Origin of the sequence: Thermocaproicibacter melissae (genome assembly GCF_024498295.1) — a bacterium.
GTDB lineage: Bacteria > Bacillota > Clostridia > Oscillospirales > Acutalibacteraceae > Thermocaproicibacter > Thermocaproicibacter melissae.
In genome coordinates this window covers 542,661-559,601 of record NZ_CP101827.1, presented here as the reverse complement: position 1 = coordinate 559,601, position 16,941 = coordinate 542,661, and the positions used below count along the sequence as shown (strand labels likewise).

The following is a 16,941-nucleotide window of genomic DNA, read 5'->3' as shown; positions in this document are numbered from 1 at the left end:
ACCGTGAGAACGCCGTTAGTTCCTTATATCATACAGGAAACCGGGTTCAAATGTCAAATAAACCCGGTTCCGGAAAAAGCATTTTTCAGATAGTAGACAGATATAGGTATGCCGTGTTTGGTTGAAACGGCAGCAATATCGAACCGCGGCTGAAGATTCTGCGGGTATTTTTGCAGGTAACTGAGTGCCGTGCGGATGATTTTGCGCTGTTTTGCCGCGGTTACAGCTTCCAGCGGACCAACCATGGAGGATTCTTCCCGCGTTTTTACCTCCACAAAAGCAAGGTATTCCCCATCGCGCGCTATGATATCAATTTCACCGAATCTGGAATGAAAGTTGCGCCGGAGGATTTCACAGCCGTGGCTGCGAAGGTAATCCGCTGCGAAGTCTTCTCCGGCGGTTCCGGAGGAATTATCCATTTGCCGCACTCCCAAGGATTTTCTTTAGAAATGTCTTGCGATGGACTGGGCAAGGGCCGCATTTTTTCAGCATCTCTAAATGATACGCGGTTCCGTAGCCCTTATGCTGCGCAAAACCGTATTCCGGGTAAATTTCATCGATTTGACACAGAAGCCTGTCCCTGCTTACCTTAGCAAGGATTGACGCGGCCGCGATGCTTGCGCAAAGTGCATCCCCTTTAATAATGGTACGCGTTTCCACGCCAAGGTCTGGCATGCGGTTTCCGTCCACAAGCGCAAGGTCAGGTTTTATTGTCATTGCATCGACTGCGCGCTTCATCGCAAGGAAAGTCGCTTGCAGGATGTTGATGCTGTCGATTTCTCCTTCCGTAGCGAAGCCGATTCCGTAGGAGACAGCATTCGCACAGATTTCATCAAACAGCTTTTCCCTCTTCTTGGGAGTGAGCTTCTTGGAATCGTTGATGCCTTCGATGATGCAATTATCAGGCAGAATCACCGCGGCGGCAAACACTGGACCCGCCAAAGGACCTCTGCCCGCTTCGTCGATACCACAGACTGCCTGAAAGCCTTCTTCACGCGCTGCTTTCTCGTACAAATACCAGTCCATACTTACATTCCCGCCTGTTCCAAGGTAATTCTGCCGATTTTAGCACTGCGGAATTCCTCCAGCAGCATACGTGCCGCGCGTTCGGTGTCGACCATTCCTCCGCCGGCAAGCATTCCTCGCTTCTTCCCCACAAGCTCAAGGAGTGCCGCACCGTTCAGGCCCTCGGTCTCCTCTGCTGCGATGCGGTAGCGCTTTTCTAAAATTGCCGGAGAAATCTCGCACAATGTTTCCAGAAGACGACAGGCCAAAAGTTCCGTATCCAGTACATCGTCTTTTACGGCGCCGGTAAACGCAAGGTGTTCGCCGACCTGCGGGTCGTCGAACTTCGGCCAAAGGACGCCCGGGGTATCGAGCAGCTCAATGTTCTTCCCAACAGGGAACCACTGGTTTGAACGTGTTACGCCCGGACGGTTCTCGACAGCCGCTTTGCTGCCGCGGGCAAGGCGGTTAATGAGCGAACTCTTACCAACATTCGGAATTCCCACAATCATAATGCGGATTTTCCGCCCTGCCATTCCTTTTTCTCGCCACTGAGCGATTTTATCTTTTAGGACATGCTCAACCTGCGGCAGAAGCTGATTGACATTTTTTCCGCTTTTGCTGTCTACCGCGAGCGCTCCGAAGCCCTGCTGCTGAAAATAAGCAAGCCACTTAACGGTTTCATTCGGGTCCGCTAAATCCGCTTTATTCATAACAACCACACGCGGTTTCGCGCCGATGAGCCTGCTGAGAACCGGATTGCGGCTGCTATAAGGGATGCGGGCATCAATGATTTCGACCACGGCATCCACAAGCTTCATATCTTTTGCAATCTGTTTTTCTGTTTTGGCCATATGGCCCGGAAACCACTGGATGGTTTGAGAATTTTCACTTGGTGTATTTCCTGTCATTTTCAAATCCGCTTTTTTCATTGCAGCTGAAACCCCTTAAACGGGCTGAGAATAGACTCAACTTTTCCGATAATATATTTTTCATCAATCATGCCCACTTCGCGGAAGCGGCTGTCTTCCGACACAGTGCGGTTATCACCCAGAACGAAAACACAGCCCGGCGGAACGGTCGTCGGAAATTGCGTTGTTCCGTCTTTTTGGGTAATGCCGTTTTGAATATAACCGGATTCGTCGAGCGGTTTATCGTTTATCAGAACATAGCCGGAATCGGGATCAATATCAACTTTTTCGCCCGATGTTGCAACGACACGCTTGATGATTCTTGCCTTCGGGTTCAGGTTTGTTCCTTCTGCATCAATAACGACTACATCACCGCGTGAAAAATTCCGATCGATGCAATTGACGAACACACGGTATCCGTCGTAAAAATTCGGCTGCATGGAGGGACCGTCGACAACCACATTGACACGGAAACAAAACACAAACAGAACCATCACAGCAATCAGCGCACTGATGACTGCCTCCGTCCATTCGTAGCATCCCTCGACAAAACCGTCAGTTTTACTTATTTCGTCTCTCCCTGCCGATTCCGGACGTACCACAGTGAAAACCACCTTACCCAAAATCTTACTTTAGAAACATGGATAGAAAAAAAGGGACAGTCCATGTCCCTTTTCGTCAATCGCATTCCATGCGAACTTACTGAATCTGCTCTTTGACCTTTGCAGCTTTGCCGACTCTGTTGCGGAGGTAATAAAGCTTTGCTCTGCGAACATTACCGCGGCGAATAACCTTTACATTCTTCACATTGGGAGAATGAATCGGGAAAACTCTTTCTACGCCAACGCCGTAGGAAACGCGTCTGACGGTAAATGTTTCCGCAATGCCGCTGCCTTTGCGTGCAATTACAGTGCCTTCAAAAGCCTGAATTCTTTCATGGTCACCCTCACGGATGTTTACATCGACACGAACGGTGTCACCGATGGAAAAAGAGGGCAGTTCTTTTTTTGCGCAATCCTGCGCGATTGTTTTGAGTGCGTCCATTGATAAATCTCCTTCCAATTTCTTCAGACATTCATGCCATTATTATTTATTGCGGCAGAGGACTGTCAGCTCCGGGTTCTGGAATACCGGACTCGGACCCCACCGGAAATTCCGGCTGTAATAAGATACCTTAATAGTTTAACACAATAGAAATCAGGATGCAACTGATTTTTACAAATTATGAAAATTGATTTTGTAATCAAACCGGGTGAATCGCATTGGCCGCATCGGCATGTTTGCCGTCAACGCCATACTTTTTTGCGGCGCGCTCTTTGAAGAAGTCCACCGCGACTTTCGGGAACTGGGCGTATGACAGGACATCTTCCTCCTGCTCAATCCATTCCGCACATTCTTTGCGCAGAGATTCAAGTTCCGGTTTCAAGAGGTCAGCCGGTCTGCAGGTAATGCGCTCCGCATCGCCAATAATCTTCTTGGCGAAATCGTCGCTGATCGGAACCGGCGTGGTGCCGTATTTTCCTGCGACCAAGTCTTTGAACTCGTTGGTGCACATTTTGTAGCGTTCACCGGTGATGACGTTAAGTACGGCCTGTGTGCCGACAATCTGGGAAGTCGGCGTAACGAGCGGCGGATATCCGGCGTCTTTGCGGACGCGCGGAACTTCCTGAAGCACTGCTTCCATCTTGTCTTCCTGTCCCGCCTGCTTCAACTGGGACAGAAGGTTGGAAAGCATGCCGCCCGGCACCTGGTACACAAGGGCTTTTGTGTTGGTGGCGAGCATTTTTGGGTCAAGGAGGCCGCTCTTGATGTATTTGTCGCGCAGTGTCATGAAATACTCGCGGATTTCATTGAGCAGAACTAAGTCAAGGCCGGTATCGTAGGGTGTATCGCGGAGGGCGGCAACCATAGATTCCGTCGGGGCATGGGATGTACCGAGCGCCAGCGGCGAAATGGCTGTATCGAGCCAATCAACCCCCGCTTCCACCGCTTTCAGCTGGCACATGGAAGCAAGGCCCGAAGTGGAATGCGTATGAAGCTGAAGCGGAATACTGACGGCTTCTTTGATTGCCTTGACGAGTTCATACGCGCGGTACGGCGTCAAAAGCGCCGCCATATCTTTGAGGCAGATGGAGTCGGCTCCCGCCTCTTCAATCTGCTTTGCGTAATTCACATAATATTCTGTGGTAAAAACAGGGCCTGTTGTGTAGGAAATCGCGACCTGAACATGGGCTTTTTCTTTTTTTGCCGCGTTGATTGCCACCTTCAGGTTCTTGATGTCGTTCAATGCGTCGAAGATCCTGATGATGTCAATTCCGTTTGCAACCGATTTCTGAACGAAATACTCCACAACATCGTCGGAGTAATGGCGATAGCCGAGGATATTCTGGCCGCGGAACAGCATCTGAAGCTTCGTGTTCGGGCAGTTTTTGCGGATGACGCGCAGACGCTCCCATGGGTCTTCTTTTAGAAAGCGAAGGCAGGCATCAAAGGTTGCGCCGCCCCAGCATTCAATCGAATGGTAGCCGACACGGTCCATCTTATCCAGAATCGGAAGCATGTCGGAAAGGGGCATTCGCGTTGCGAGAAGGGACTGGTGCGCGTCACGCAGAGCGACTTCGGTAATGCCGATTTTCTTTGCCATAGCCGTACCCCCTTACCGAAGTGAGACAAGCGGAGTTCCGGACTGCACGCTATCACCCTTCGAGACAAGGACTGCGGCAACTTCTGCGTCATGCGGCGCCATAATCTCGTTTTCCATCTTCATGGCTTCCAGAACAACAAGGGTATCGCCCTTCTTAACACTCTGGCCTTCCGTAACGTTTACCCCAACGATGGTTCCCGGCATCGGGCTTTCGATGGTTTCGGAACCCATCTCAACCTTCTTTGGCGCTGCCGGTGCGGCGGGTGCAGGAGCGGCTGCAGCAGCCGGTTTTTCCTGTGCGGCCGGAGCCGGTGCTGATGCTGCGGCGGGTGCTGCCGGTACAGCAGTTGAGCCTACTTCTTCGACCTGAACATCATAAACGGTTCCGTTGACCGTAACTCTCAGATTTCTCATTCTAAATTACCCCCAGTTTATTTTACAGCTGAATGTCTGCGTGTTTTTTCGGAAGAGTGGAAACGCGCTTGCTTGCTAGCATGTCCAAGCACGCAATCAGCTTATCTCTTGTATTTTCGGGTTCTACAATATCCTCAATCATACCGTCGGCAGCGGCGGAAAACGCGTCTGCCTTCGTTCTGCGATACTCGTCAATCAGCTTTTTGCGGTCGTTGACAGGGTCATCGGAACCCTTCAAACGGTCATGCCACAGAAGCGCCACAGCAGTTTCGGGAGCAACCGCAGAAATCACCGCGTCAGGCCAAGCGAATGTATAATCAGCATTTGCGCCGCGTCCAGCGGTCGCAATATAAACAGGCCCACATGCGGAACCTGTAATTACGGTGATTTTCGCTGTTGTAGCTTCGGAATAGGCGCTGGAAAGCTTGCTGGCATCTTTGAGCTCCGAGAATTTCTCCGCGTCTACAAACGTAACCACGGGAACCGAGAAAGAATCGCAGAAGCGCAGGAACCGTGCGGCCTTCGTACAGGAATCCGCGTCCAGCACACCGCTCAGACCAATAAAGCCTGTTGCCGTTCCGCCGATGCGGGCAAACCCGGTAACAGCTCCGGCGCCGAAGTGCGGGCTGAGTTCCAAGAAACTGCCGCCGTCACAAACGGATTTTACCGCGCCGCAAAGTCCGGTGTCGCTTTCGTTTGCCCCGGGCGCAAGCTCCTCCTCAAGCGGCGACGCCGCGAGGTTGTTGGAAGGAAGCATCGAAAGAAGCCGGCGCACTGTGCCAATCGCTTCTTCTTCACTTTCCGCTGCAATGTGGCAGACTCCCTGCTTTTCCGCCGTCGCCGGAGAACCGTCTTCCCCGCTGGTGGAAACCGTCAGTTCTCCCTTTGGAGACATTACAACGACGTCGGCTCCGGCAGCCACCATGGCTTCCGTACCCACACATGGGCCGAGCACTAGGGAAATCTGCGGCACAACGCCGGAAAGGTTATTCACGTCGAGCAGAATCTCGCCGCAGGCGGCAAGCATGTCCGCTCCTTCCTTCAGGCGCGCCCCGATGGAATCGTAGATTCCCACAACCGGGCAGCCTATTTTCAAAGCAAGGCGGAAAGTTTTCTTGATTTTGGAAGCCTGAGCTTTTGACATGGCCCCACCTGCAATGCTGCCGTTCTGTGAGAACACGCACACAGGTCTTCCTTCCACGGTGCCGTAGCCGGCAACCGCCTCGGCAGGGCCTTCGCCGGATTTCGCATAAGCGTCGATTTCCTGAAACGACCCTTCATCCAGCAGCGCGCTGATTCTCTGCCAGCCGACCGTATTTTTGACGCTTTCGCGCATTTGACTCATCTGTTCCTTTGAGCCGGATTGATTCATTGACAATTCCTCCATTTATCGCCGACTTTTAGCTTGTCCATTTCGACGAAATTTGCCACCAGAGCGTTTTCCTCCGCCTTCCGCAGGAGCTTTCAAACCCGCTAATGCACGAAGTGCGGCAACCTCTTCGCCGGTCAACTCTCTCCACTTTCCGGGGGGGAGCATTCCAAGGCGAATCGGGCCGAAGGCGATTCGTTTCAGGCGGGCGGTTTCCAGATTCAGTGCTTCACACATTTTGCGAATTTCACGGTTTCTGCCCTCATGCAGCACAATCTGAAGCACAGCGCGGTCCTTCTCTTCCTCTAAAACGCGGACTTCCGCCGGGGCAGTCTTTCTTCCGTCAATCACAATTCCTTCAGCCATGCGGTTTAGCTGTTCTTCCGTGATGCCCGGTTTGACAGTTACACGGTACGTTTTCGGTACATGGTGAGACGGGTGCATCATGGCGTTGGCAAATTCGCCGTCATTTGTCATAAGAAGAAGGCCTTCGGACTCGCGATCCAGTCTGCCGACTGGGTAAACCCGCATCGGAAGGTCCTTCACAAGCTCCGCAACGCATTTGCGGTTCTTTTCATCGTGCATAGTTGTGATGTATCCGCGAGGTTTATGAAGCATAATGCAAATCGGCTCCGCGCGGCGACGGATCGGCTTGCCGTCCAGTGTGACACGATCCTTTTCCGCGTCGGCTTTGTCGCCGACCTTTGCGGTCTGGCCGTTCACCTGAACTCTTCCCGCTTCAATCAGCTTTTCGGCAGCGCGGCGCGAAGCCACGCCGCATTCGGAAAGCAGTTTCTGCAGTCTGATTGGTTCGGACATATAATATAATTCCTTTCTATATTCCGGCAGTCATCCGCCGGAGAAAAGGTCCAAAATCGCCTCCCAGAGGATTTGGAACCACATCTTCTGTTTTGGTGCCTGCGGGACATCTTCCGCAGCGACGAGTTCTGTCTGCGCGACGATCTTTCCCCCGCAGGTATAGCACACTCTTCCAAGCACCTGCCCCTTTTTGGCGGGTGCATAAACGAACTGCGGAAGCTCCACCGTGCGCTTGAGCTGGTCATTGGCCCCTATGACAACGTTCTCGCCGGCTGTTCCGATAACCTGAACCGTTTCCTGAACTCCGCCCACAATCGGCAGAGAGATACTGGTTGAGGAATCATTGACGGAGCGGGAAACAAGGCAAGAAAAACCGTAATCCAAAAGCTTCTCATGGTCTTCCCAGTCATTCGGGTCGTTCAGCGTAACGGCAATCAACCGAACCCCATCTTTCTCCGCAGACGAAACAAGGCACCGGCCGGACTTCTTGGTAAAACCTGTTTTAACTCCGGTGCAGTACTGGTAAAAGCTGAGGAGTTTATTGTGATTGCCGTAGGAATGGGTCATATTCGGGTTGAGGAAATGTACCTGTATGGATTTCTGCCGCACGATGTTGGCAAACTGAGTATTTTGCAGTGCGGCACGGGTCAAGAGGGCCAAGTCGTATGCGCTCGAATAATGTTCTTTATCATCCAGACCGGACGGGGTAACATAATGGGTATCTTTCATGCCCAGCGAGGCAGCCTTTGCATTCATCATGGCCGCAAAATTTTCAATAGTCCCGCCGATGGAAAGCGCGGCCGTATTGGCCGCGTCATTACCCGAAACCATCAGCATACCAACCGCAAGATCATACAGAGTCAGCTTGTCGCCCGCACGAAGCCCCATGGATGAGCCCTCCACACGGATCATTTCCGGCGTTACGGTAATCACACGGTTATTGACTTCGGCAGCCTCCAGTGTAAGCAGAGAAGTCATAATCTTCGTTGTGCTCGCGATCGGCAGCCGGTCATGTTCATTTTTTGCGTAAACCACGCGTCCGTCATCAGCACTGACAACGATTGCCGCTTTTGCCGACACAGACGGCACCGTGTCTGCGGAAGTCTTTACGGGCCAAAGTGCCATTGCGGCAAGCACAACAAAACAGAGAACGCCTTTCCATTTCATTTCCAACACCTGCCGGCTTATATATATGCGGGCAGGTACCGACGACATGATTTATTCTTGAACAGGACTGTTCTCAGTTCCGTCAGAAGCGGTGGTGTTGTCTTTCTTTTTCTTCCCGACCATACTGCTGATGCGGTTGATGAGTTCGGGAGCCTGGTCTATGATGCGGTCAACCGGAGTAGAGCCGAGTTCAACACGCATCAGACGGATATCTCCATTGGAAACGACAAGAAACGCAACGGGCGTAATGGTGACACCTGCGCCAGTGCCGCCGCCGAAGAACTGCTTCTCCGATGTTTTCACCGGAAGGTCGGAACCGCCGGAAGCAAAACCGTAGTTGACTTTGGAAACCGGGATAATTACCGTTCCGTCGGGCGCGGTAATCGGGTCGCCGATTACCGAATTGACATCCACCATCTGCTTGATTTTTTCAAGGGTTGTGTCCATCATTCCCTCAATGGGATGTTCCGACATAATCAACACCACTTTCTTCTATTATAATAGATCTTCAAATATTATGAACTGCTTTTCCGACTTTTATCAGGCGAATGGAGCGGAAAATCGCGCGGACAGCCGCCTTCACCAAAAAGAAGGCAAGAACGCTCGCATCTGCTCTGAAAGACACCGTGCTCTTTTCCGAGCAAAAGTCCGGCAGCACGTTAACTTTACAGTCCTTGCAGCGGGCACAGCCCAGCAAAACTCCCACGCCGGAGCTCACCGCGCCGCAGACTTTTCCGTAATCCACCGCGATGGCTGAAGCGTCCTCCCCGCCGACACGGATATTCAGCCAAAAACGGTGAAAAACCGTGTGCCGGAAAACCTCCGAGGCGGCTTCGGAAGCAATTTTCGCTGCTTCTTTCAGCAAGCTGAGAAAACCGGAGAGGCCCTTTGCCTCATACAGTTTTTTCAGCCAGCTTTTTTTTTGGGGTTTTTCCTCCGCCGGTTTCTCTTTCTTCTCTTTTTTCTTCTTCGGAGGAATATGGAACCGCAAGAAAAGGTATCGGATGCACGCAGAAGCCTTCTCACGGTATTCCACCTGCACCGTAACCGGAAACGGGAGAAGCAAAGCAAAAAAACATGTTAAAGCCAGCAGAAAATACAACGCTCTCATCCGGCGTCCTCCGTGACTACTTCGGACTCTTCTTCCAGAGTTTCTCCTCTGTGCTCCACCGGAGGCAGTTCATCAAGGGAAGAAATGCCGAGGCACCGCAGGAAATCGGGGGTTGTCCCATAAATGAGCGGCCTTCCCGGAAGGTCAAGCCTGCCGCGCTCCTCCAGAAGTCCTTTGGAAATAAGGCTTCCCAGAACTGCGGAACAATCCACGCCGCGAACTTGCTCGATAAACGCTTTTGTTACCGGCTGGTTGTAAGCGACAACAGCCAGCACTTCCAGCGCTGCCTGCGAAAGCGGCATATTCCGGCGCATATCGAGTGCTTTGCGAACATATTCGGCATACTCCGGCCGCGTACACATCTGCCACCCGTCTTCCAGCCTTACCATCTGCACGCCTGTATTCTCGGAATTGAACCTATCCGCAAGATTGTTCATCAGCTTTTCGGCCGTTGACTTATTTAGCTCCAGCACTTCCGCAAGGCGCTCCAGCGAGACGGGCTCCCCGCTCGCAAACAGAATTGCTTCCGCTGCGCCTTGCATCTTGCTGATTTCCGTTTTCACTGCGGATCACTCCCTAAAAGGTTTCTTCATGGCAGGCCGATTAACAAGCGTAACGATGCTGTTGTCTTCTCCTTCAATGCGGATGCGTTTTCCCTTCACAAGCTCCAGCACAGCGAGGAAGGTTGCGACGAGTTCTGACCTCCCATGGCAGTTTTTGTAAAGGTCCGTGTATTTTGCCCTTCCCGTTTTGCGGAGGTCACGAAGAACACGGATAATCCGCGACGCAACGCTGACGATTTTGTGGGAAACAATTCCGGAGAAGGCCTCCGGCTTCGGCGGCAACAGGCGTTTCCCCCTACCCACCGCGCTGCGGTAAGCATTGAAAAGGTCTTGCAAAGCGATGGTGCCTTTATACCTCGTATCGAACTCGATTTTTTCCTGCTCTCTGGTATAAGTATCAAACGAAAGTTTTTCACCAAGAAGCTTTGCAATTCTCCGACATTCTTCATATTCCAGCAGACGGCCGCTTAATTCGCGGCTGAGCTGCTCCGCTTCCTCCTTCTTCGGAAGGAGGAACACCGTTTTCATGTAGACAAGGTGCGCCGCCATCTCGAGAAATTCACTCGAGACTTCCATGTTCCGCTCCTGCATTGCATCAATCTGCTCCATATACTGGTCAACCAGCTCGGTGATGCGGATGTCGAAAATATTCATTTTATTCTTCTTGATTAGAAGGAGGAGCAGATCAAGAGGTCCTTCAAAACTTTCCAGCTTATAACAAAGTTTTTCCATTCTGTACCTTTTTATTTACAGCATACCAAATAATTCATACGGAAGACTTCCAAGCCAGTAAACACCCATAGCGCAAATCTGATTCAGCCAAGTGAGCGGCCGATCCAGAACGCCGGTGAAAAGCACGATAAACGCAATCAAAATGATAATGTTCTGGTAACGGTAAAAATTATAAAGAGTACGGTTTGAAAGAAAAGCACCGAGGATTTTTGACCCGTCGAGCGGTGGAAGCGGAATCAAATTGAACACTGCAAGTGCGACGTTGATGTTGATATAAGCAGAAAAGAATGCCATAACAAATGCCGGAAGGCTGTGGTTTGACGCAACATAGATGCCATTCAAAATAATTGCTCCCAGCCATGCGACAATCAGATTGGAAAGAGGTCCGGCGAGCGCTACCAGAGCCGTATCGCGTTTCGGATTTCGGAAATAGCGGCTGTCAATTGGCACCGGCTTAGCCCAGCCGAAACCGAACAGTAGCAGAAACAACGCACCCACAGGGCTGAAGCTTACCAAAGGATTCAGGCTGAGGCGCCCCTGCGCTTTTGCAGTGCTGTCACCCAGCTTGTAAGCAGCCCAAGCGTGTGCCCACTCGTGAACGGGCAGAATACAGAAAATAATAAAGAGCATTGCTAAAATGGAGGCAATGACGTCGGCAATGCCAACGGATTCCCCCTGAACAAGGCTCTGGATAATCGAAAATAACATAAACATTCTCCCCTACATTGGCTTGCGACAGACCGAACAAGAAAAGCGCGAGATCTGTCCCGCTATGCTATTGATTATAATACGAGGCGGATAAAATTACAAGCAAAGGAATAATCGGGACATCTAACAGCATGCCCATTTTTCAGAAATCCTGTCCCTTCGGCCGAAGAAAAGGAAAAAAGCTTGCATTCGGGTGATAAATCTGTTAGGATATATCTGTTGCTTTGTAGAAAAGCCCTTTGAAGGAGGTGCAGATAGATGGCAAAATGTGATATTTGTGGTAAGCAAGTCGCTTTCAGCATGCAGGTTTCCCACTCTCACCGGCGTTCCGGCCGTACCTGGAAAGCGAATGTCAGACGTGTTAGGGCAATCGTTGACGGTTCTCCGAAAAGGATTTATGCCTGCACCCGCTGCCTGCGTTCCGGTAAAGTGACCCGCGCAGTCTGATTGCAAGGGCATCTGATGAAACGCTGATAAAAACAGAGCACCTGAAATTCAGGTGCTCTGTTTTTTTATTTCACGAATCCTTGTGTCTTACACTTACTTTCTTCTCGGTTCCGTTTTTGAGGCGGATGATGTTATCTTTATGCTTGTAAACTAGCAGCGCTGCAAAAACAAACGCGAATACCGTGACAACAATCATGTAAGAGGTCGGCAGCGTCCCGAAGGCGGAAGACTTCGTGGAATAATCATAGTATGTCGTGAGAAATGCAGAAATGGGGAAAGACACGGCAGCGAAGATGGAAGAAATCGAAATAATCTTTGTAGCAAGCAGCGTAACGACAAAAATAAATACCGCAAAGGCGAAAATTCGCCAGTCCAGAACGAGCATCATAGCGCCGGTTGACAGAATTCCCTTGCCCCCGCGGAAACCGAAATACAGCGGATAAATATGTCCAAGGACACAAGCAAACCCGGCAATCAGTATTCCGTACTGAATCAGGTAGGAAGGCGCCGAATTTGCATTGCAAACATACTGAAAAACCTGCCGGCCGATCAGCGAAGCCGCGGCACATTTTGCAAAATCAAAAATGGAAGTATAAATTGCCGCCTTCGCACTGACGGAACGAAGAACGTTTGTCATGCCTGCGTTTCCGCTCCCCATGGTGCGAATATCGGTGTTGCTGAATTTCTTTGTAATAATGATGGAAGAACTGATACTGCCCAGAAGATAACCGATTACCACAATTGCAATGGTAGGCAGAAGAAAAATTTGCAGATAATCCACAGTATTACCCTCCCTGTTTTTCTCCCCGTTCGCGCACGATAAAGTGAATCGGTGTTCCAACCAACCCAAACGTGTCACGAATTATGTTTTCAAGATACCGCTGATAAGAAAAGTGAAACAAATCTTTGGAATTCACAAAGAAAACAAACGTCGGCGGTTTTGTGGAAACCTGCGTCATGTAATAAATCTTGAGCCTTTTGCCCTTGTCGGTAGGCGGCTGAACGCGCAAAGTCGCCTGTGCTAGAATTTCATTGAGCGCACCGGTCGTGATGCGCGTTGCGTTTGCCTTTGCAGCCTCCTTGATAGCTTCAAACAAGCGGTCGATTCTCTGGCCTGTCTTTGCGGAAATAAAGATGATATCGGCATAGGACATGAACGAGAAATCCTGCTGCAGACGCTTGCGATAAAGGGGCAGCGTATTCTCCGTCTTTTCAACGGCATCCCACTTGTTGACGGCAATAACACAGCCTTTTCCTGCTTCATGCGCCAAGCCCGCGACTTTGGAATCCTGTTCGGTGAAGCCGACGGTGCCGTCGATCATAATAACGCACACATCACTGCGCTCAATCGCCATTTGCGCGCGTAACATGCTGTAACGCTCTATTGCGTTTTCGACGCGGCTTTTTCTCCGCATGCCGGCGGTATCAACGAAAACGAACCTTCCGTGTTTATTCTCAATTTCAATATCAATGGCATCGCGCGTCGTTCCCGCCTGATTGGAAACAATGCAGCGCTCTTCGCCGCTGATGTAATTGACAAGCGACGATTTGCCCACGTTCGGCTTGCCGATGACGGCTACTCGAATAGCATCGTCATTCTGCTTGTCCTCATTTTCCGGAGGAAGATGCTTGACGATTGCATCGAGCAGATCGCCGGTTCCGTGGCCGTGAACGGACGAAACGCAAATCGGGTCGCCGAGGCCGAGACTGTAAAATTCATAAAATTCCGCAGGAGGTTCACCGATACTGTCGCACTTATTGACGCAAAGCAGCACCGGCTTTCCGCTCTTGAGCAGCATTGACGCGATCTCTGCATCCGACGCGGTTACGCCGGCACGAATATCCGTTACAAATACAATAACATCTGCCGCATCAATTGCCAATTCTGCCTGTTCCCGAATACGGGACAAAATCTCGTCGTCAGGGTCAATCTCGATGCCGCCCGTGTCAACGATGGAAAACTCACGCCCGCTCCATTCACAGGTACCATAAACTCTATCCCGGGTAACACCGGGTGTATCATCTACAATAGAAACGCGGCTCCCAATGAGCTTGTTAAAAAGTGTGGATTTTCCCACATTCGGTCTTCCGACGATTGCTACAACCGATTTTGCCATCCGCACCACTCCCTTATATTTGCTCTTCCCAACCTTTTTACCGATATGCGGCAATGGGTAAATGGGAAAGTTTTACCGCGTAAAAACGATTATCGCATGATTTCCGGCATCCGTCAAGCAAAGCCAGAAAACGTAGAATCTTTTTTGCGCAAAAAAAGAAGAGAAGGATCTAGATCCTTCTCTGCAACCTGCCGACTGCGGAATCAGGCTTCTTTTTTGACAACTTCCCTGCCATTGTAATAGCCACAATTGCCGCATACCTTATGCGGAGCAATCAGTTCGCCGCATTTTGGGCAATTTACCAGAGTCGGCGCACTCAGCTTCCAAACGCTAGAACGCCGCTTGTTCTGCCTTGCACTTGACTGTTTTCTTTTCGGTACCGCCATGTTCAGCACCTCCTTAAAGACCCTGATTTCACAGATGGAATCATCTTAATGGATCAGATTTTTCAAAACTTCAAACCTGCTGTCAGTGTTCTGCGGCTCACAGCCGCATGGACCATCATTCAGGTTTTTACCGCATTTGGGGCAAATGCCCTTGCAGTCTTCTTTGCAAAGGAATTTTGACGGAAGCTCAAGCAAAATATCTTCCCGCATAAGTTCGTCCAAATCCAGCTGTCCATCCGGGACTTCGATGAAACGATCGTCGTCCTCGTTTTCCAGAGAACGGACAAGAGTATGCGTAAAAGAATAATGCAAGTGCCTGTCTATCTGCTTTGTGCAACGATCACACGGCACCGAAAAATCAAAAGAAGTCTCGGCTGTGAGTAACGCAAAGCCATCCTTTGCGGTGACAGAACCCTGCACCTTCACCGGGGTAACAAACGGATGAACATTATCGACCTCGGTTGAAGACAAATCCATGTCGTAATCAAACGAAACCGTACCTGTTTTTTCCGTGAAAATTTTCTTTAAATCAAGAATCATACCATAACCTCGGCGCTACAGTCTTTAATTATATCGGTTGAGTATCTTTTTGTCAATACAAGTTCCAGAAAAACCGAAATGCCAATAAGAAAACCGTGCCGGTTTTCTTCCCGGCACGGTTCCCGGTTCTAATCAGACTTCTGTGGAAATTGCTTTAATCTCGTCCGGCAAAACTTTCGGATCCGCCGATACGAGAAGAGTAATTTTAGTATCCGCAAGAATAGAGAGTTTATTCATCTTTTCAATGAAAGTGGAAAGAGCCGCAATGTCCTGCCCGATGATGCGGAGGGTTGAATCGACAAAGATGTCTGTTACGTCATAGTTGCCGGCACAGATTCCGCAGAGGAACCCGCTGAGTGCCTCAACGCCCTGAATCCCGTAGGAATCAATGTTCACAAGGCGGGCATCGTGGGAGATATCATAGGTGAGGTGGTTGCCCTTCACGATGACAACAACGTTGCCAGCAGATTTCTGGGCTGCTTCATTCGCGTGTTCCACAAGCCTTTTGGTCTTGCCGGTTCCCTTTGGGCCGATAATAAGATTGATCATATTGTTGCTCCTCCTATATTTTTATTTGTCATCAACGGCTTTCAAAAAATCAGTTTTTTAAGTCAAGTTTTATTTGTTTAAGCGGGCTTCCAATGCAGCCTTTTCGCCTTCATAACCAGGTTTTCCGAGAAGAGCAAACATATTTTTCTTGTAGCTTTCCACTCCCGGCTGGTTGAACGGATTCACGCCCAGGAGATACCCGGAAATTGCGCACGCTTTTTCAAAGAAATAGATGAGAGCACCAAGCGATTTCTCAGAAAAATCCGGTACACGGAGAACGGTGTTCGGAACGCCGCCGTCCGTATGAGCGAGTACGGTGCCTTCAAAGGCTTTTTCATTGACGTAGGACATCGTCTTGCCTGCAAGGAAGTTAAGTCCATCGGCATTATCGGGGTCTTCCTCGATAACCAGGTCTTTCACCGGTTTGTCAAACAAGACAACTGTCTCCGTCAGAATACGGCGCCCCTGCTGGATATACTGACCCATGGAGTGCAGATCGGTAGAGAAGATGCAGGATGCCGGGAACAGTCCCTTTCCATCCTTGCCTTCGCTTTCGCCGTACAGCTGTTTCCACCATTCGCACATCATCTGGAACCGAGGCTCATAGCTGACAAGGATTTCAATTTCCTTGCCTTTTCTCGAGAGGATGTTGCGAATTGCCGCATAGCGGTAGCACGCGTTTTTCGTAAGATCCGGATCCGCATATTCTTTTCTGGCTTCCGCAGCGCCATCCATCAGTGCCTGAATATCAGCACCGGCAACTGCAATTGGCAAAAGGCCGACGGCGGTAAGAACCGAATAGCGGCCGCCTACGTCATCGGGGACAACGAAGGTTTCATAGCCTTCACGCACTGCCAGTTCTTTCAGGGTGCCTTTGGCCTTATCGGTTGTGCAGTAAATGCGTTTTGCGGCTTCTGCTTTGCCATACTTCTTTTCCATGAAACTGCGGAACACACGGAATGCCACTGCCGGCTCGGTTGTAGTTCCGGATTTTGAAATAACATTGATGGAAACATCTTTGCCTTCGCAAAGCTCAAGCACTTCAGCAAGTGCTGTGGAGCTGATGCTGTTGCCGATAAAATAAATGTCCGGTGTATCCTTTTTTAGCGAATTATAGTTGTTGGATTTCAAAAATTCGATTGCCGCACGAGCTCCGAGGTAGGAACCACCGATGCCGATTACTACGAACACCTGGCTGTCGGAGCGAATCTTTTTTGCGGCTGCCTGAATACGGGCAAACTCCTGTTTATCGTAATTTTCAGGCAAATCCACCCAGCCTAGAAAATCGTTGCCGAGGCCTGTGCCGGAATGAAGGAGATCATGAGCCGCACGGACCTGGGGGGCGATTGCCTCAAATTCACTGTCATTGATAAAACTAGACAGATGCTGGTCATCAAGCTGAACAGACATTTATTTTTTCCTCCTGGCTGCCTTATTTGGTAATTCTATTGTACCTTAT

General features: G+C 50.3%; 22 protein-coding genes. 1 reads left to right on the top strand and 21 read right to left on the bottom strand.

Going from position 1 to position 16,941, the window contains the following annotated elements; translation table 11 throughout:
* Positions 1-53 precede the first annotated feature (53 nt).
* The 15 genes from NOG13_RS02825 to NOG13_RS02755 all read right to left on the bottom strand — a co-directional run bounded on the left by NOG13_RS02825 (position 54) and on the right by NOG13_RS02755 (position 11,443).
* Positions 54-419 (bottom strand): YraN family protein, encoded by a 366-nt coding sequence (locus NOG13_RS02825; protein ID WP_283110780.1) that lies wholly within the window; start codon positions 417-419, stop codon positions 54-56.
* The gene (gene rnhB, locus NOG13_RS02820; RefSeq protein WP_283110779.1) at positions 412-1,026 is read right to left on the bottom strand and encodes a ribonuclease HII; all 615 of its coding nucleotides are present in this window, start codon (positions 1,024-1,026) and stop codon (positions 412-414) included. The genes NOG13_RS02825 and rnhB overlap by 8 nt, the downstream gene beginning before the upstream one ends.
* Before the next feature lie 2 nt (positions 1,027-1,028).
* A complete protein-coding gene (gene ylqF / locus NOG13_RS02815) occupies positions 1,029-1,937 on the bottom strand; it encodes a ribosome biogenesis GTPase YlqF (RefSeq protein ID WP_283110778.1) in 909 nt (302 codons plus the stop codon).
* A complete protein-coding gene (gene lepB, locus NOG13_RS02810) occupies positions 1,934-2,518 on the bottom strand; it encodes a signal peptidase I (RefSeq protein ID WP_283110777.1) in 585 nt (194 codons plus the stop codon). Before lepB ends, ylqF begins: the two co-directional genes overlap by 4 nt.
* A 97-nt stretch (positions 2,519-2,615) precedes the next feature.
* The gene (rplS, locus tag NOG13_RS02805) at positions 2,616-2,960 is read right to left on the bottom strand and encodes a 50S ribosomal protein L19 (protein ID WP_283110776.1); all 345 of its coding nucleotides are present in this window, start codon (positions 2,958-2,960) and stop codon (positions 2,616-2,618) included.
* Between the two features lie 199 nt (positions 2,961-3,159).
* Complete coding sequence (locus tag NOG13_RS02800; RefSeq protein WP_283110775.1) at positions 3,160-4,560, bottom strand: oxaloacetate decarboxylase subunit alpha; 1,401 nt, start codon at positions 4,558-4,560, stop codon at positions 3,160-3,162.
* A 12-nt stretch (positions 4,561-4,572) separates the two neighbouring features.
* Positions 4,573-4,974, bottom strand: a complete 402-nt coding sequence (locus tag NOG13_RS02795) for a biotin/lipoyl-containing protein (RefSeq protein ID WP_283110774.1) — start codon at positions 4,972-4,974, stop codon at positions 4,573-4,575.
* Positions 4,975-4,996: 22 nt separating this feature from the next.
* Positions 4,997-6,346 (bottom strand): acyl-CoA carboxylase subunit beta, encoded by a 1,350-nt coding sequence (locus NOG13_RS02790; protein ID WP_283110773.1) that lies wholly within the window; start codon positions 6,344-6,346, stop codon positions 4,997-4,999.
* Between the two features lie 15 nt (positions 6,347-6,361).
* Positions 6,362-7,162 (bottom strand): pseudouridine synthase, encoded by an 801-nt coding sequence (locus NOG13_RS02785; protein ID WP_283110772.1) that lies wholly within the window; start codon positions 7,160-7,162, stop codon positions 6,362-6,364.
* Positions 7,163-7,192: 30 nt separating this feature from the next.
* A complete protein-coding gene (locus tag NOG13_RS02780) occupies positions 7,193-8,329 on the bottom strand; it encodes a D-alanyl-D-alanine carboxypeptidase family protein (protein WP_283110771.1) in 1,137 nt (378 codons plus the stop codon).
* A gap of 51 nt (positions 8,330-8,380) precedes the next feature.
* Positions 8,381-8,803, bottom strand: a complete 423-nt coding sequence (gene ytfJ, locus NOG13_RS02775) for a GerW family sporulation protein (protein WP_283110770.1) — start codon at positions 8,801-8,803, stop codon at positions 8,381-8,383.
* A gap of 34 nt (positions 8,804-8,837) precedes the next feature.
* Positions 8,838-9,440 (bottom strand): hypothetical protein, encoded by a 603-nt coding sequence (locus NOG13_RS02770; protein WP_283110769.1) that lies wholly within the window; start codon positions 9,438-9,440, stop codon positions 8,838-8,840.
* Positions 9,437-10,003, bottom strand: a complete 567-nt coding sequence (scpB, locus tag NOG13_RS02765) for an SMC-Scp complex subunit ScpB (RefSeq protein ID WP_283110768.1) — start codon at positions 10,001-10,003, stop codon at positions 9,437-9,439. The genes NOG13_RS02770 and scpB overlap by 4 nt, the downstream gene beginning before the upstream one ends.
* Positions 10,004-10,009: 6 nt before the next feature.
* The gene (locus NOG13_RS02760; RefSeq protein ID WP_283110767.1) at positions 10,010-10,735 is read right to left on the bottom strand and encodes a segregation and condensation protein A; all 726 of its coding nucleotides are present in this window, start codon (positions 10,733-10,735) and stop codon (positions 10,010-10,012) included.
* 15 nt (positions 10,736-10,750) lie between these two features.
* A complete protein-coding gene (locus NOG13_RS02755) occupies positions 10,751-11,443 on the bottom strand; it encodes a site-2 protease family protein (RefSeq protein WP_283110766.1) in 693 nt (230 codons plus the stop codon).
* Between the two features lie 258 nt (positions 11,444-11,701).
* On the opposite strand from NOG13_RS02755, the gene rpmB reads away from it, so the two are divergent.
* Entirely contained in the window at positions 11,702-11,890 is a 189-nt protein-coding gene (gene rpmB, locus NOG13_RS02750; RefSeq protein WP_283110765.1) for a 50S ribosomal protein L28, read from the top strand.
* Positions 11,891-11,960: 70 nt separating this feature from the next.
* Here the strand turns inward: rpmB and plsY are convergent, their stop codons facing one another.
* The 6 genes from plsY to NOG13_RS02720 form a co-directional block, all read right to left on the bottom strand.
* Positions 11,961-12,671, bottom strand: a complete 711-nt coding sequence (gene plsY, locus NOG13_RS02745; protein WP_283110764.1) for a glycerol-3-phosphate 1-O-acyltransferase PlsY — start codon at positions 12,669-12,671, stop codon at positions 11,961-11,963.
* A gap of 4 nt (positions 12,672-12,675) precedes the next feature.
* On the bottom strand, positions 12,676-14,007 hold the full coding sequence (gene der / locus NOG13_RS02740; RefSeq protein WP_283110763.1) for a ribosome biogenesis GTPase Der: 1,332 nt from the start codon (positions 14,005-14,007) through the stop codon (positions 12,676-12,678).
* Between the two features lie 203 nt (positions 14,008-14,210).
* Positions 14,211-14,393, bottom strand: coding sequence for a 50S ribosomal protein L32 (gene rpmF, locus NOG13_RS02735; RefSeq protein WP_283110762.1), 183 nt, complete (start codon positions 14,391-14,393; stop codon positions 14,211-14,213).
* A gap of 45 nt (positions 14,394-14,438) precedes the next feature.
* Positions 14,439-14,933 carry a YceD family protein gene (locus NOG13_RS02730; protein WP_283110761.1) on the bottom strand — a complete coding sequence of 165 codons (495 nt, stop codon included), beginning with the start codon at positions 14,931-14,933 and terminating at the stop codon, positions 14,439-14,441.
* Positions 14,934-15,065: 132 nt separating this feature from the next.
* Entirely contained in the window at positions 15,066-15,482 is a 417-nt protein-coding gene (locus tag NOG13_RS02725; protein WP_283110760.1) for a hypothetical protein, read from the bottom strand.
* A gap of 69 nt (positions 15,483-15,551) precedes the next feature.
* Positions 15,552-16,892 (bottom strand): glucose-6-phosphate isomerase, encoded by a 1,341-nt coding sequence (locus NOG13_RS02720; RefSeq protein WP_283110759.1) that lies wholly within the window; start codon positions 16,890-16,892, stop codon positions 15,552-15,554.
* Between the last annotated feature and the right edge of the window lie 49 nt (positions 16,893-16,941).

Bases quoted from the DNA above. Each gene is read 5' to 3' on its own strand.
- NOG13_RS02825 (WP_283110780.1), bottom strand. From the start codon at position 419: ATGGATAATTCCTCCGGAACCGCCGGAGAAGACTTCGCAGCGGATTAC.
- rnhB (WP_283110779.1), bottom strand. From the start codon at position 1,026: ATGGACTGGTATTTGTACGAGAAAGCAGCGCGTGAAGAAGGCTTTCAG.
- ylqF (WP_283110778.1), bottom strand. From the start codon at position 1,937: ATGAAAAAAGCGGATTTGAAAATGACAGGAAATACACCAAGTGAAAAT.
- rplS (WP_283110776.1), bottom strand. From the start codon at position 2,960: ATGGACGCACTCAAAACAATCGCGCAGGATTGCGCAAAAAAAGAACTG.
- NOG13_RS02800 (WP_283110775.1), bottom strand. From the start codon at position 4,560: ATGGCAAAGAAAATCGGCATTACCGAAGTCGCTCTGCGTGACGCGCAC.
- NOG13_RS02795 (WP_283110774.1), bottom strand. From the start codon at position 4,974: ATGAGAAATCTGAGAGTTACGGTCAACGGAACCGTTTATGATGTTCAG.
- NOG13_RS02790 (WP_283110773.1), bottom strand. From the start codon at position 6,346: ATGAATCAATCCGGCTCAAAGGAACAGATGAGTCAAATGCGCGAAAGC.
- NOG13_RS02785 (WP_283110772.1), bottom strand. From the start codon at position 7,162: ATGTCCGAACCAATCAGACTGCAGAAACTGCTTTCCGAATGCGGCGTG.
- NOG13_RS02780 (WP_283110771.1), bottom strand. From the start codon at position 8,329: ATGAAATGGAAAGGCGTTCTCTGTTTTGTTGTGCTTGCCGCAATGGCA.
- ytfJ (WP_283110770.1), bottom strand. From the start codon at position 8,803: ATGTCGGAACATCCCATTGAGGGAATGATGGACACAACCCTTGAAAAA.
- NOG13_RS02770 (WP_283110769.1), bottom strand. From the start codon at position 9,440: ATGAGAGCGTTGTATTTTCTGCTGGCTTTAACATGTTTTTTTGCTTTG.
- NOG13_RS02760 (WP_283110767.1), bottom strand. From the start codon at position 10,735: ATGGAAAAACTTTGTTATAAGCTGGAAAGTTTTGAAGGACCTCTTGAT.
- NOG13_RS02755 (WP_283110766.1), bottom strand. From the start codon at position 11,443: ATGTTATTTTCGATTATCCAGAGCCTTGTTCAGGGGGAATCCGTTGGC.
- rpmB (WP_283110765.1), top strand. From the start codon at position 11,702: ATGGCAAAATGTGATATTTGTGGTAAGCAAGTCGCTTTCAGCATGCAG.
- der (WP_283110763.1), bottom strand. From the start codon at position 14,007: ATGGCAAAATCGGTTGTAGCAATCGTCGGAAGACCGAATGTGGGAAAA.
- rpmF (WP_283110762.1), bottom strand. From the start codon at position 14,393: ATGGCGGTACCGAAAAGAAAACAGTCAAGTGCAAGGCAGAACAAGCGG.
- NOG13_RS02730 (WP_283110761.1), bottom strand. From the start codon at position 14,933: ATGATTCTTGATTTAAAGAAAATTTTCACGGAAAAAACAGGTACGGTT.
- NOG13_RS02725 (WP_283110760.1), bottom strand. From the start codon at position 15,482: ATGATCAATCTTATTATCGGCCCAAAGGGAACCGGCAAGACCAAAAGG.
- NOG13_RS02720 (WP_283110759.1), bottom strand. From the start codon at position 16,892: ATGTCTGTTCAGCTTGATGACCAGCATCTGTCTAGTTTTATCAATGAC.